The 14634-nt window shown below is 35.6% G+C and carries 16 protein-coding genes and 1 pseudogene; 9 read left to right on the top strand and 8 right to left on the bottom strand.

Going from position 1 to position 14634, the window contains the following annotated elements; translation table 11 throughout:
• Nucleotides 1-379 precede the first annotated feature (379 nt).
• The 8 genes from F0000_RS25485 to F0000_RS25450 form a co-directional block, all read right to left on the bottom strand.
• Nucleotides 380-760, bottom strand: a complete 381-nt coding sequence (locus F0000_RS25485; protein ID WP_149627532.1) for a hypothetical protein — start codon at nt 758-760, stop codon at nt 380-382.
• A 55-nt stretch (nt 761-815) separates the two neighbouring features.
• Nucleotides 816-1358, bottom strand: a complete 543-nt coding sequence (locus F0000_RS25480) for an acyl-CoA thioesterase (protein WP_149627531.1) — start codon at nt 1356-1358, stop codon at nt 816-818.
• Between the two features lie 229 nt (nt 1359-1587).
• Nucleotides 1588-2571, bottom strand: coding sequence for an acyltransferase domain-containing protein (locus tag F0000_RS25475; protein WP_149627530.1), 984 nt, complete (start codon nt 2569-2571; stop codon nt 1588-1590).
• A 610-nt stretch (nt 2572-3181) separates the two neighbouring features.
• Nucleotides 3182-3547: a 6-phosphogluconate dehydrogenase gene (locus tag F0000_RS25470; protein WP_149627529.1), complete on the bottom strand. Its 366-nt coding sequence runs from the start codon at nt 3545-3547 to the stop codon at nt 3182-3184.
• A gap of 8 nt (nt 3548-3555) precedes the next feature.
• The gene (locus F0000_RS25465; protein WP_149627528.1) at nt 3556-4896 is read right to left on the bottom strand and encodes an IPT/TIG domain-containing protein; all 1341 of its coding nucleotides are present in this window, start codon (nt 4894-4896) and stop codon (nt 3556-3558) included.
• A 19-nt stretch (nt 4897-4915) separates the two neighbouring features.
• On the bottom strand, nt 4916-6070 hold the full coding sequence (locus tag F0000_RS25460) for a serine hydrolase (protein ID WP_149627527.1): 1155 nt from the start codon (nt 6068-6070) through the stop codon (nt 4916-4918).
• Between the two features lie 16 nt (nt 6071-6086).
• The gene (gene rmuC / locus F0000_RS25455; protein ID WP_149627526.1) at nt 6087-7472 is read right to left on the bottom strand and encodes a DNA recombination protein RmuC; all 1386 of its coding nucleotides are present in this window, start codon (nt 7470-7472) and stop codon (nt 6087-6089) included.
• A gap of 363 nt (nt 7473-7835) precedes the next feature.
• Nucleotides 7836-8111 carry a ubiquitin-like domain-containing protein gene (locus tag F0000_RS25450; RefSeq protein ID WP_149627525.1) on the bottom strand — a complete coding sequence of 92 codons (276 nt, stop codon included), beginning with the start codon at nt 8109-8111 and terminating at the stop codon, nt 7836-7838.
• A 321-nt stretch (nt 8112-8432) separates the two neighbouring features.
• Between F0000_RS25450 and F0000_RS25445 the strand changes: the two genes are divergently transcribed.
• From F0000_RS25445 to F0000_RS25410, 9 genes and pseudogenes are all read left to right on the top strand, one after another.
• Nucleotides 8433-9077, top strand: a complete 645-nt coding sequence (locus tag F0000_RS25445) for a hypothetical protein (protein ID WP_149627524.1) — start codon at nt 8433-8435, stop codon at nt 9075-9077.
• Nucleotides 9078-9471: 394 nt separating this feature from the next.
• Nucleotides 9472-9867 (top strand): type VI secretion system tube protein TssD, encoded by a 396-nt coding sequence (gene tssD, locus F0000_RS25440; protein ID WP_149627523.1) that lies wholly within the window; start codon nt 9472-9474, stop codon nt 9865-9867.
• A 3-nt stretch (nt 9868-9870) separates the two neighbouring features.
• Complete coding sequence (locus F0000_RS25435) at nt 9871-11139, top strand: hypothetical protein (protein WP_149627522.1); 1269 nt, start codon at nt 9871-9873, stop codon at nt 11137-11139.
• Nucleotides 11140-11142: 3 nt separating this feature from the next.
• Nucleotides 11143-11619: a hypothetical protein gene (locus F0000_RS25430; protein WP_149627521.1), complete on the top strand. Its 477-nt coding sequence runs from the start codon at nt 11143-11145 to the stop codon at nt 11617-11619.
• 209 nt (nt 11620-11828) lie between these two features.
• Nucleotides 11829-12134 (top strand): hypothetical protein, encoded by a 306-nt coding sequence (locus F0000_RS25425; protein ID WP_149627520.1) that lies wholly within the window; start codon nt 11829-11831, stop codon nt 12132-12134.
• 418 nt (nt 12135-12552) lie between these two features.
• Entirely contained in the window at nt 12553-12957 is a 405-nt protein-coding gene (locus F0000_RS25420) for a hypothetical protein (protein WP_149627519.1), read from the top strand.
• Nucleotides 12926-13198, top strand: coding sequence for a hypothetical protein (locus F0000_RS25415; protein ID WP_149627518.1), 273 nt, complete (start codon nt 12926-12928; stop codon nt 13196-13198). Before F0000_RS25420 ends, F0000_RS25415 begins: the two co-directional genes overlap by 32 nt.
• Nucleotides 13173-13388: pseudogene (locus F0000_RS28450) on the top strand (IS1595 family transposase); the annotation flags it as partial. The gene F0000_RS25415 and the pseudogene F0000_RS28450, both read left to right, overlap by 26 nt.
• 253 nt (nt 13389-13641) lie before the next feature.
• Entirely contained in the window at nt 13642-14208 is a 567-nt protein-coding gene (locus tag F0000_RS25410) for a hypothetical protein (RefSeq protein ID WP_149627517.1), read from the top strand.
• The last annotated feature ends 426 nt before the right edge of the window (nt 14209-14634 follow it).

Genomic DNA, 14634 nt, shown 5'->3' with positions numbered 1-14634 from the left:
TTTCTACTTCGTTTAAAAAATAAACCGTAGCTATAGCTATGCTTGATTTTTTTGCCTTGCATAAAGAAAAAATAATTCAATGAATTTATACGAATTTTTTAATCACAAATCGTATAATATCATTTCTACCTTAAAATTACCCACTAAAATTTGTTCTCTCCCCCTTATGCTTCAAAATAAAAATTAACCGTAGATTAGGCTATGCTGAACTTTTCTTTTTTGCCTAAAGAAAAAACAACTGTATTTTATTTGGGTAATTTTAAAGCAAAAATGGTATAAGATAATTGAAATTCAGGTTAGTAAAAAAGTTTATGAATATCAAAACTAAGAATTAATTATATCATAGATTACATTAAAAAGTAGCGTATATTAATTGCTATTACTCTACAAGACCATCAGCAATCCAGTCTTCTATAATCGTTATAGTTGCTTGTGGTAATCTTCCAGACTGTGGCATCACATTAAAAGCATTTCTGGTAGCTACTCTACCAAATAAGTCTCTTGATTCTACTGCATTTACTGTCTGATCATAGTTTATCAGCATCATAGGAGCTCCCTGATCAAGTGGATCACCGTGACACTCCAGACAGTGCGTATCAATAATGGCTTTGACATCCCCGGTATAGGTAGAAGTTTTTCCGGGAATCGGATCAGGATCTATCATAATTTCAGGATCTGATGCATCATCATCACTACCTCCACAATTGGTAAAAAATAGCAATGCTGATACTACAAAGAGAATTCTTATCGGGGCTTTCATAATTTCATTTTTCTTTTCAAGATAACAAAAATATAACGAAAAAGGGACACATTAATTATAGTGTAATTTTTACGTTATACTCTTTTAACAATTCTAAGTGTTCCTCTAATTCGAATTCTGAAGCTTTAAACCGATCGCGTCTGGCTTTGGCATCCTCTTTTCTTATAATACTGCGCACAAAACGTCGTACACTGGTTTCATTTTCCAGAACTAACCCGGGAACAGGAACACTTTTCCCTTTATTATCTTTGGCAACCATTGTAAAGTAACTCGAATTACAATGTTTTACTTTACCAGTCATTATATTTTCGGCTTCTACCCGAACGCCCACCACCATAGAAGTATTGCCTACATTATTAACAGAGGCTTTCATAGTAACCAATTCGCCCACTTCTATAGGTTTTAGAAAATCTACTTTATCCACACTCGCTGTAACGCAATAGGTTTCAGAATGTTTGGAGCCACAGGCAAATGCAATCTGATCCATAAGAGATAGGATATATCCTCCATGAATTTTTCCACTAAAATTAGAATGGGAGGGAAGCATTAATTCTGAAATGATCACTCTGGATTCTTTAGATTTTTTATACTTTTTCATACGTTTCTAATTAATTTCAAAAGTAGTCAAAACTATGGATTAAAACTTACGAAAGCTGTAGGCTTCTATAAAAAAAGTAACGCAATATAGATATGAATGATCCGTCTCATTGAGCGCGTAAGGTACGAGCGTGTATCGAGATGTAATCAGTGCTACTTTTTTGATGAGGTCTCGATACAGTTTCTCTATGCTACGCTTCGACAAATTACTACTAGGCGGCTGGCTCTTTTTAGCATACTTGTAAATCATTGGATGCCAACACTTCTTTCAGTTTTATCAATCTGTTACCTTCATTTTTAAAAGGACTCATAATCGAAAATGTTTTTGATCCCTGAGATGCTGGTGGTAAGTTGTATTTCACAAAAGTTGATCCGGTACCTGATGGTCCCAGGTCGATATACAAGAAAGATCCTTTGCTTTCGATATAGTCTACAACTTTTGAAAAATTTGTGTATTGAGATACAACTTGTTCAAAATAATTGTCAGCGATATGATCTATGTGACTACAGTGTAATCCAGAGATAAATTTTTTAGTAGGATACTGGTTTATTCCTTCGAGAGTCGACAGATATTGTTTAAAATCATGCATCGAATCCTTCATGAGAGGACTATGAAAAGGAACTTTTACAGGAAGACGAATAAAACTAATACTTTGATCTTTGAGCATATATTCAAAGGCTTCTAAATCTTTATTCAATCCGGAAACCGTATAGTGACCATCAAAATTATTTGAAGCCAAATAGAGGTTATAATCCAAAAAAGAATTCTTGTCAAGTGTATGTTCCTGATCAATTACGGCAATCATACTACCTAATCCTATCAGGCCTTTTTTTTGAATACTCTTTGCCTGAGCTATAGAGGCTTCTACAGCGGTACTTGAGTCCCATATCCCACCAGCCACTCCGGCTGCAAATTCACCTAAACTATTCCCGATGACATAATCAGGCGTGATGTCTAAACTTATCAAGACTTTATACATTGCTATTTCTACAGCAACTATTGCTGGATGGGTTATTAATAGGTCATCAAAGTCCTTTTGGGTATTTTCATAAAGCGCTTCAATTAATGATCTATTTAGATTTTTCTGAATTATTATTTCACTGTCCTCTATGCTTGATCTAAAAACATGATTGTTTTTATATAAGTCATATCCCATTTCTCTATATTGAGTTCCTTGTCCCAGGAATACAAATACTTTTTGTATATCATTCATAAATTCAAATTTTAGATACTAATACCATTTAGGGCTTAAAATTACCCGTTCAAATTTGCTCTTTTTCGTGTATACTTCAAAATAAAAAGTAGTTATAATTAGGCGATTGCTTTATTTTTTTTGTCTGAACAAAAAATGTTGATTTTTATTTGAGTATTTATACGATTTGTGATTAAAAAATTCGTATAAATTCATTGAATTATTTTTTCTTTATGCAAGGCAAAAAAATCAAGCATAGCTATAGCTACGGTTTATTTTTTAAACGAAGTAGAAAGGAAAAAGAAACGATGAATATGCGAAATTTTTAGTAATAAATCGTATTAGAGTATGTTTAAAAAGAATACAAATTGAAAATCAATAGTTTGAGGTTCTGAGGACACTTCAAATGATGAGAATATCGAGATATTTTAATTATTTGAAGTAAGCTCACGGTTCTTAAAATAGTTGTTTTCAGGAAGTAAGGTTTTTAAACAAGCTCTTATAAAAGGAGTATGGCTATACTATCATTTCTCAATACAAAATATACTTCAATTGAAACAAAAAACAACTGTTTTTCTTCAGAATCAAAAAAGTAGAAATCGTTTCGTTATCAAAATAAAAGGACACATACTTATTTTCTGAAATGAGGAGACGCTTCTTCTTTGACATCGATGATAAAATATTTAGAATCTCCCAGCCACGAAATTTTAGAAAACCGTTCTTTATAGCTTAGTTTTACATATCTGCCCTGATATTCTTCTAGTTTTTTTATGACTTCTTTATTTTTATCCTCTACAGAGAAACTAAATATCTGAGCTCCTGAAATCCCCTGGCTTATTTCTCCTTCCCAGGTTTTGAATACCAATCCTTTGTGGCTAAATTTAATTAATTCACCGCTTCTGACTCCTTGGCTATAAGTGGTGTAATAGATAGTCGCAAACCAGGAAGCGAATAAAAGGATTAGGGCTATAATAATGATTGCAAGTATTTTTTTCATAGGTTGTTTTAGAACGCTGGATTTATTAATCGGATGCTGTCGTCTGTGATTACATATATGAGGTCATTTTGATCAATAAAAAGACTTCTTGGATTATTAAAGGTGGCTATAGACGGGATACCATCCATAAAACCTGTTTCCCCGGTGCCTGCATAGGTGCTGACCATTCCGTCGGGAGTGATTACTTTTATTTTTGAATTACTAAAATCTACCACATAGATATTCCCTTCAGAATCGATATCTACATCCAGGGGGGCACTAAATTGTGCTACACTTCCTTCTCCATTGACATCACCTGCTTCTCCGGTGCCTGCGATGGTAGTTACGACTCCGGCAGGGGTTACTTTTCTGATACTATGATTCCCAGAATCAGCGAATATAATATTGCCATCACTGTCAATTTCCATACCCGAAGTAAAATTTATCTGGGCAACATCTGGGGGACCATCTACAAATCCTACGACTCCGGTACCTACCAGAGTACTTACCGTATTATCTGGCGTAATTTTTCTGATCGTTGCATTACCGAATTCGGTTACATATATATTATCAGAGGCATCTATGGTGAGACCTAAGGGAGAAGAAAACTGGGCAATGCTGCCATCACCATTAACAAGCCCAAAATCTCCTGTCCCCGCAATCGTTTCTACGGATCCGGCACTAAGATTAATTTTTCTGATTTTATGAGCTTCAAAGTCTGCTACTATAATATTCCCTTCAGAATCCCTAGTCATACTTCTCGGATTGCTGAAAGTAGCTTCTGCCAGCGTACCATCCATATCACCAGCTACTCCAGTCATGCCTGTTACTGTGCTTACGATACCGTTGCTATCGATTTTTCTGATTTTATTATTTCCGTAATCAGAGATAAACAAAGAACCTTCTTCATCCGTTAATAACCCCCATAATGCAGAAAAAGATGCATCTGCTGCGGGACCATCAACATCGCCTGGCATTTCGCTTCTTATCAGTGTTGATACTTGTGCAGGAGTAAGAATGTAATTAAACTCCGGTCCCAGGATCTCTTCACCATTGATCACTATTTTTACGATTCCTGTCATAGCTTTTCTAGGTACAACAGCTTTGATCTCTGTAGGAGTTACAGTATTTACCACGGCTTCTGTATCATTAAAAAATACAGCGATCGTATTGATATCTCCGGCAAATGCAATGCCTGTAATGGTTACCTCGGTATCACCAGGGCCACTGTCGGGAGATATGCTTTCTATTGTTCCAGATACAAAATCGAGATTATCAGTATCTTTTGTACAGCTTACAAGTATTGCAAGTACCAAAAGGAGCGGTGCAAGAACCTGTCTTTTTTTGATAAAAAATAGTGTTGAAAACATGGCTTAAGTTTTTATATAATTACAAAGATGCATAAATTTTGGATACAAATTCATCAATTTTATCAGGTTCTAACCATCTGGTAATTATCACGATGTTGTTTTTTTTGTCAACAATGATAAAATTCCCTCCAAAACCTGCAGCATAATAGATGTGTTCTGGCAATCCCTGCCAATGGCGATTTCCTTTTTGGTTTAACCACCACATAAAGCCATAATTAGGATTAGCTTTTGATGGTGTGGTAGCTTCTTTGATCCAGTTTTCAGAGAGTAATTGTTGGTTTTTCCACATGCCATTATGTAAGAATAATAATCCAAAGCGGGCGTGATCCAGGGTGTTAATAAAGAGTCCGCCACCAGAATGCCCGCCACCACTCACGGATTGCATATTGATACCATCTATAGGTACCCAGGAATTCTTATACCCATACCATCTCCAGGTGGTAGAGGCTCCTATGGGATCCATAATCTTTTCTTTTAATACCTGTGGCAGTGGTTTTCTCCAGATATTTAGGAGTGAATATGCCAATACATTTACGCGTACGTCATTATATTCAAAAACGGTTCCGGGTTCGTGTAGTTTTCTGTGTTTCCAATCATCGATATCACCAGTTGCCGGGGGTCTGTCTGCCCAGTCATAACCTCCCCATAATTGCCCTGACCAGTCTGATGATTGTGTGAGCAGGTGTCTCCAGCGTATTGTTTTGTTATGTTTGCCATCAAAGGTAGTATCCCAGATATAGGAGGATACAAAATCATCTACAGAATTAATGAGTTTCTCATCTATTGCCAGTCCAGCCAAGGTAGATAAATAACTCTTGGTAACACTAAATGTCATATCTACCCGTGCGACATCTCCCCATTTGGCAATGATATATCCGTTTTTGAGAATGATCCCGGCAGGAGTTCCTCGTTTTTTTGTGGGGCCTAAGATGGTATGATAGGGTTCTCGCTGGAAACCTTTCAGGATGGCTTGTCGCAGATCCTTGGCTCCCGAGTACTCATTGTTTTGGGCATATTGGATGGCTTCCTGAAGCGCTGTGGTATTAATATTAAACGTCGATGGTAATTTCTCTTCCCAGTTTCCACGTTCAGGGAAATAGGTTTGTTGGGCAATTACTATTTTGGTAACAACAACAAAAAGTAATAGTATCAAGTTGCGTATATTTTTTTTCATAGTAATGTTTTTAGTATTAATCTTCTTCTGAAGCTCTTTTTATAATAGCCTCCGGGAGTGCTTTTTTTGCTTTGGCTCCCATTTTTTTGAGTTTCTCTACACTTGTGATTAGATTTCCTCTTCCGTTCACGAGTTTGCTCATGGCAGCGGTGTAATCTTTTTTGGCATCATCAATTTTTTTGCCTACTCCGGTCAGGTCTTTTACCAGTCCTTCAAACTTATCATATAGTGCTCCTGCCTGCCGGGCGATCTCGATAGCATTGCGTTGCTGCTTTTCATTGTTCCACATGGTATCAATGGTACGCAAGGTTGCCAGAAGGGTAGACGGGGTAACAATCACGATGTTTTTCTCAAAAGCCTGATTATATAGTTTACTATCGTCATTAATAGCAATGGCAAAAGCAGGTTCTATGGGTACAAATAGCAATACAAAATCTGGTGACTCTATATCATAAATGTCCTGATAATTTTTTTCTGATAATTGATCAATATGACGTTTTAAAGAAGTGATGTGTTCTTTTAGGTAGTTTGCTCTCAGGGTTTCATCATCTTCGTTCACAAAACGTTCGTAAGCTGTAAGGCTCACTTTAGAATCAATTACCATTTTTTTATGATCCGGCAGATGGATAACCACATCCGGTAGTATACGCTGTCCATCTGCGGTGGTAAAACTTTGTTGTACAAAATACTCACGGTCTTTTTCCAGTCCCGATTTTTCCAGGACACGCTCCAGTACCAGTTCGCCCCAGTTTCCTTGCATTTTACTGTCTCCCTTTAGGGCTTTGGTCAGGTTGGTGGCTTCTTTGCTCATCTGTTCGTTGAGGTCCTTGAGCCCGAGAATCTGCTGGCGTAGGGCGGCGTGATTACCGATACTCTCTTTATGGGTTTGTTCTACTTTTTTCTCGAATATATTGATCTTTTCCTGTAGTGGATTCAGGATGTTTTTGATGTTCTCCTTATTCTGCTCTGTAAATTTATTGGATGTTGAGTCCAGAATCTTATTGGCGAGGTTTTCAAACTCTTTTGTGAATTTTTCCTGAAGTTTTTCTACTTCTTCTTTTTGCTCCTGATTTTTAAGCCGTAAGTTCTCGAATTCTGTATTGCGACGGGTAAGCTCTGTGTTCAGAAAATCTTTTTCTCTGCGGATCTCATCACGTTCTTTGGCAATATCAGAAAGTTGTTTCTCTATAGTTTGTTTGTATTCCTGATGCTGCTGTATTGTGAAGGTTAGTTGTTGATCCGCTGTTTTTTGTGCTTCATCAAACTGCAATTGCAGCTGATTAGCACGTTCGTTTAGCGCACTCTGATCACTTTTGTTTTTTAATGATGTCACATATTTACCAATAAAAAAGCCAATGATACCTGCAATAACCGCAACAAGAAGCAATGTGTATTCTGACATGTAATTTTTTGTTTATCCAAAGATAAAGATTTAACCAGTATTAGCTGATCTGAGACTTTTTTAAATAATCAAAATCCAAACACTTTTTTATAAATGGTTTCCAGAATATGTATCAGGTAAATAGAAAGTATATCCATAGATTCCTGTGTTACTTTTTTAGCATAATAGATATTGGGATTAGAGCATGTGTTTAAAAACAATGAAAACTGATTGTCAGTAGTTTGTCGTTCTTACGATACTTCAAATCGGCGACATATCGGGATACGTTACTTATTTGAAATAAAGTCAAGGTTGTCAAAGTGATGATTAGCAGGCAGCAGGGTTTTTAAACAAGCTCTTAGCCCTATAATCAATAGCAAAAGTTTAAAAATAATAAGATCTTATCTCATCATTATTGTTTTTGCTATAAGGTATATTAGATAAAATGATAAAACAACCAGCTACAGTCAAAAAACACCTATCTACAGTCAAAAAATACGTAGCTACAGTGATAAAATGACCATCTACAGTCAAAAAATACGTAGCTACAGTGATAAAATGAGTATCTACAGTCGAAAAATACGTAGCTACAGTAATAAAATGACCATCTACAGTCAAAAAATACGTATCTACAGTGATAAAATGACCATCTACAGTCAAAAAATAAGTATTTACGTTGATAACATAATTAGCTGTTTTTTTTTCTGGTATTCATTTTTATTTATTGGTAATGCTTAGCCAGCGGCAATCCCTTTTCAGATGGGCGGTATGAGGGTATTGGTGTTCATAATATGGTATGCAAACAATTTTTACCTAAAAAAAATCAAAAAAAACAGGTAACAATTTGCGGTACAGTGACATCTATATAATGTATGGTCTGAAATAGGCGGTTTTCATAATTTAAAAGATTTTGATGAAACTTTACTGTATTTCTGACTGTACACTATAATATAGAACTCATTTTTTAAAAACTCAAAAATTATGGATCAAAGACAAATTAATCGATTAGACATGTACGAAGCGGTAAATACCTATCTCAATGCCAATACGGCTGTATGGAGCGGGGTACCTATTCTGGTTACCTTAAAAAATGAACTGGATACGCTACTGGTAAGTATCCAGACACAGCAAAAAGATCAGGAAGCCGCAAGGATCTATCTGGGAAATGATAAAACCACACAAAAACGATTTGTATCAGAGAAAGCAGATATCCTCAACGATTCGCTGGAAGCCTATGCGGCGATCAATACTCTGGTAGAACTAGAACAAAAAGCGGCAAAAACTTTTACAGATCTCTACAGCACCCGCAATCAGGATTTTATTACCGTTATCTCAGAAACGATAACATTGCTGGAGCAGCACCTGGAGAACCTTGCTGATTATGGGGTAACAGCAGATCAGATTACCGATCTAAAAAATAGTATGGATCAGTTTCTTACATTAAACGGGCAACCCAGACAATATCGCATTGCAGAAAAGCAAGCAACGATACAAATGGCAGATCTCTTTGAGCAAGTTACCGCACTGCTGGCAAATAGAATAGATAAGGTGATGAAACGATTTAAGAATGCCAATACTAATTTTTATAACGGCTATATATCAGCCCGAGCTATAGTAGGAATCTAGGATGCCTCTGTGATGCCATTTTTTATTTCCTGTAAAGAAGAAAACAATAAAGTCTGCCCATAGGGGGATTTTGTGCAGATGAGGAAGTGAAAAAGAGGTGTTTTATCACAATAAATTCATAGGATACATGTAGTATTATTGTTATTTTAGTGTTTTAATGCTAAAAAACGATGAGCCTCAAGCGGTTGCCCTGGGATATTACTGTAAATGGTGTCTGGTCAGAAAATACAGCAACATCAAAAAGATACAAATTATGATAATCGCCTGTTCCTGATCAGATACTAAATAGGCTGAGATATCGGCAAACAATCTTGATTGCTGCATTAATTACCTTTATAGCATACAGATAGATAAGAAATTGAATTAAATAGTATAACTAATAAAACAAAACATTATGTCTTTTCACGCAAAACTAGAAATTGATGATGCCTCTTATATTTTATTAGACTGTTCCTTTGATTTTGATCAACCACTGGATCATAATGGCAGACCTTCTGCTTCTCCCCGGGGAGGGATTATCGTTTTATCCTTGGAGTTTGAGAAAAAAACTGACTTACTTACTTGGGCAATTAGCCCTACAGAGACCAAAAGCGGTCAGGTTGTATTTATGAAACGGGATTCGATGGCATCACTGATGACACTAAAATTCAGTAATGCTTATTGCGCGCGCCTGAGTGGTTATTATCACGCAGTAAGCAATGAACCCTTTAAGCTAAAACTAAAAATCTCTGCAGAGGTATTGACCATTGGTGATGCGGAGTATAAAAATAACTGGCCCTCAAAAGCATAAGCTATGTATACCAATCCAGAAAGTCTGAAAGAAGTACATGAGCTGATTCGTGAGGCGCTGCAATCTGCCGGTAAGGAAGCGGGGAGTAGTATCTCTCCTGCTGCACAGGCACAAAAGGTAGCTTTTCATTTTCGTACCGCTATAGACAATACACGTACACAGCTAAGCGAAGCACTCTATAAGGTAGATCTAGCGATGCAGGGTCATGATACCGCTGCCACACGCGCCAGCTATGAGATGCAGGATCTGTATGGTAATACCGATCCCAGAACGATGAGTGATGCAGAACTTACCGAACGGTATATCCAGGAAACCGCAGATGGGTATAAGGTGTATGACAGCCGCTATGATATTTGGATCACTATGTCTGCCAGTAGTGAGATCAGCATAGAGATGATGATCAGCCCCGAATTGGGAGGGGATCCTATTGCCCGTATCCGTGCGTATGATCCGGAGAGTGGTTCTCGTGTGGAGTATGAGGACTGGGAAATCACCCAAAAAGATATCCGAAGTAGTTATCTAAACGAATGGGATGCTGTACCTCCGGAGTGGCGGGAGATGCACTATCAGGATGCCCTGTATGGAATGGCAAAAACAGGGATCGGCGGTGCAGGCAAGGTATCCGGTGCGACCAGTAGTTTTATGATGGCGAATCATTACCGGGCGAGTAATAATCTGTTTGCAGGTAATTTTTCTAATTATTATAAGGGCTGGACCGGTGAATGGGCACCGATTAGGAATGTACCCGGCCTGGATACGCCCAGAACCTATGGGAAATGGACACGTGATATCGATGAGATCACGGCAAAGAGCAAAGGTAAAATGGCTGGGGCAAAATGGAAGAAAGGAGGTAGAATTTGTTTTTTTATTACGGTCTTATTTTCAATTAATGATATCAGAAATGCTAAAAAGTATAATGATTCTAATTATAGCGAACTAAAGAATAAAAAGTATATTGATATAGCTTTTGGATTGACAGGTTTTATTCCAGGCGTAGGTTGGGCAATTTCCGGGACTTATTTTTTGTTAGATGTAGGAGGAGCGTTTGGTAATTGGGGGCAAGCCAGTGGGTTTAGTAGAGAAACGGTAGATGGCTGGATTGCCAGAGATCGTGCTGCGATACAAGAAGAGTTATGCACCATGGATTTTGAGATTGATTATATCAAACCGATAGAAGAAACTCGTATGGAGATGCTACGGGAGAGCAGAGAGTTTGCACGAGATAATACCTATGTAACGCCTCGCGCTATCTATAGTACTAAACGATTTTAAAAAATGAAGGAATGGTTAGCGAATATACGTCCACCTAAATTTTTAAGATACCTTTTTTTTATAGGTTATTGCTGGTATCGCTCTTTTAGAAGTGAAAGAGAAGATGCACAAGTATCATCTATGTTGTTTTTAGCTTTACCACATGGAATGGTTATTTTTATATTGGATAATATTAGCTCAATATGTTACAAAGATTCTATAGAAGTTTTTAGTAATTTTCAAATTTTACTTTTCGCATTTTTTATTTTAGTAGTACATTATTATTGGTTTTTATATAATAAAAAATGGAAATCTTATATAGAAGAATTTAGGCATATTAGAAGGAGGCAACAAAAGATAGGTCTTATTTATTTATTTATTTATTTATTTGTTTATCTATTATTAGCGTTGTATCCAATTATTTTAGAAGATGTATTTGGTATTGAAGTTATGGAGAAAAGAATATCTCAGGTATTAGGAAGTCTCAATTTTACTATTTGAGTAGATGGCTGGATTGCCAGAGATCGTGTGGCAATAGATGAGGAATTATGTACAATGGATTTTGAGATTGATTTTTAGTATCTGGCCGGAAATACAGCAACATCAAATTTGTATCTTTTTTCGAAATTTTGATTTATTTTTAATTGTTTGATGCTGTGGTATCTACTTCAAAAAATAAAGTCTAAATTTCATCAAAAATCTTTCAAATTATGAAAATAGTCTATTTCCGACCAGATACTATAGAACCTATAGAACAAAGGCGTATGGAAATGATGAGAGAAAGTAGAGAGTTTGTACGAGATAATACCTATGCAACTCCCAGAGCGATCTATAGTACCAGATACCATTTATTACATACAATAGCTGTAAAAATTGTTTCTTTTGGTTCTATACTTCGTCATAAAATAGTATCGATAGCTAAGGCTATCCATAGATTTTATTTCTTGTCTATACCCAAAATAATTCAATTTTGTATCACAGCCATTGTATATAATAACTGGTATAAACGATTTTAGATATGAAAGAGTGGCTTATCAATATACGTCCTCCTAAATATCTTAGATATTTGTTTTTTATTGGGTATTGTTGGTATCGATCTTTTAGAAGTGAACGAGATGAGGCACATAATTCAGCTATGATTTTATTAGGAACTTTTCATGGCATACTGCTACTAAGTATTGTATTTATGCTAATTCCAGAGCAAATATTTACTAATAACAAGTATTATACTTTAATACCAGTAATTATTTTAGTTTTTTTACTATTTTATTATTTGTTTTCGTATCAGAATAAGTGGCAAAATTTTGTAGCGGAGTTTAAACACATTAAAAGAAAACAGCAGCGTATAGGACTTATTTATTTAGTATTCTTACAATTTTGGTGTTTTCTTTTTGGGTGATTTTTAAAACATCTCCTCATTACAATTAGATTCATATGATAAGATTTATTTCCAGGACTTATTTTTTATTGGATGCAGGAGGAGCCTTTGGCAATTGGGGACAAGCCAGTGGATTTAGTAGAGAAACAGTAAATCGCTGGATCGCCAGAGATCGAGCTGCGATACAAGAAGAATTATGCACAATGGATTTTGATATCAATTATGTAAAACCGATAGAACAAACACGTATGGAGATGATGCGAGAGAACAGGGAGTTTGCCAGAGATAATACCTATGTAAACCCCAGAGCGATCTATAGTGCCAGATACCATTTATTACATACAATAGCTGTAAAAATTGTTTCTTTTGGTTCTATACTTCGTCATAAAATAGTATCGATAGCTAAGGCTATCCATATCCGTATTAGTAATGGTGGAATCAAAACCAGTAGCGCCTTCTGAGAAATACAAACATAAAACCCCAAAGAAAGTAGACATTATTAAGATGAAGGTCATTGAAAACCTTAAAAAAGAAACCGCCAATCAGCAAATCAAAGAAAATATAGACATAAAAGCATCAGCCACAACATATGGAGCTAACAACTATAATGATATCAAAAAACATCTAGAAGATCATCAAGCAGTAATACAAGATAAAAGGAAAACCTCAGAAAATACTGCTTTGGGTGCATATTGCAATTAGCAATGCCAAAAGACTATTATTAGATATACATCATTCTACAGGTGTTGAGTACTTACAAAGTTATTTAGATGAATATTGTTACAAATTTAATAGAAGATATTTTGAAGCTCTATTCGATAGAGCTATAATACGATTTATAACTAAAAATTTCGCATATTCATCGTTTCTTTTTCCTTTCTACTTCGTTTAAAAAATAAACCGTAGCTATAGCTATGCTTGATTTTTTTGCCTTGCATAAAGAAAAAATAATTCAATGAATTTATACGAATTTTTTAATCACAAATCGTATAATAGCCCTATTGGATACCAAATGGAAAGCACTCTGTAAACAAACAGATAGTCATATATTTTTAATAAAATATTAGGGTATTTAGCTTTTTATTTGTTTTACATGTACAAAACAATAAATATTTATAATTATGCAAAACTTGAAATTTACAATTTTGAAAACATTTTTTAAATCATCAATTTTTATAGTACTATTTTCTGTAATAATAGGCTGTTCAAAAAGCGAATTACAGGAGCCTGTCGAGGTTAGTGAAATAGAAAACACAACTTATCATTTTAAAGGCAAAACATTTTCTGAGAAAGAATTGACTGAAGTTTATGGTTCTGATGTTTTTTATAATACAGATTGGTTTATAGAAGACGAGAATCATGCTTTTCTTTTTGATGATAAAGAAAGTAGAGATGATTACGCTTTTAAACAAAATGCTAAAATGAACGGGGGTCAACTTACTTTTTTTGAAAGTTCTAGACAAAGAGGTAGAAGTGTTAGGATTAATGTAAAGTATAATTACCAAAATTTGAACAGATTTTGGAGAAATAGAGTTCGTTCAGCAAATTCAGGTAATGGCGTAGGTTATCCTATTACATTTTATGATAGACTAAATTTTAGAGGACAAAGTAAATTTTTTCTTATAAGGAAAAGATTTGGAGGTGTATTTGGTAGTGGTACAGTTTTAGATGGGTTTAAAGCAAGGGCGGATAGCTTCAGGATTGGAAGATGATTTAATTAAATTAACCCAGAAAATTTTTATAGTCTACTGTTTATATTACAAGTTTAAGTACCAGTAGTGTCAGAGAATTTACGAAATTTTGGAAATGTAATTATAACCCTGTCTCAGGGTTAAGCCCCAGGAGGGCTCTGGGAGCTAGCTCCCAGAGCCCTCCTGCTCCTGGGGCTTGGTCGCTAAATCAAGTGCCACTCGATCTTCAAATCTAATATATAATTGTTGAATAATCAAGCTCCAATTTTGCAGTGGGGTTGTCCATTTCTTCTGAATATTTTTAGTGGCTAAGTACACAAGTAACTTTACAAGTGTATCAGTATTATCAGAAGATCAAAAACGTATTCAACTTTTAGAAAAAGAGTTAAGAAACATAAAGTTAGAGCGCGATATTTTAAAAAAGGCGGTGAGCATCTTTTCCGCGAG

The organism is Aquimarina sp. RZ0, assembly GCF_008370685.1.
Lineage (GTDB): Bacteria > Bacteroidota > Bacteroidia > Flavobacteriales > Flavobacteriaceae > Aquimarina.
The sequence above is the reverse complement of the archived record's forward strand: the minus strand, read 5'-3'. Positions and strand labels throughout refer to the sequence as shown.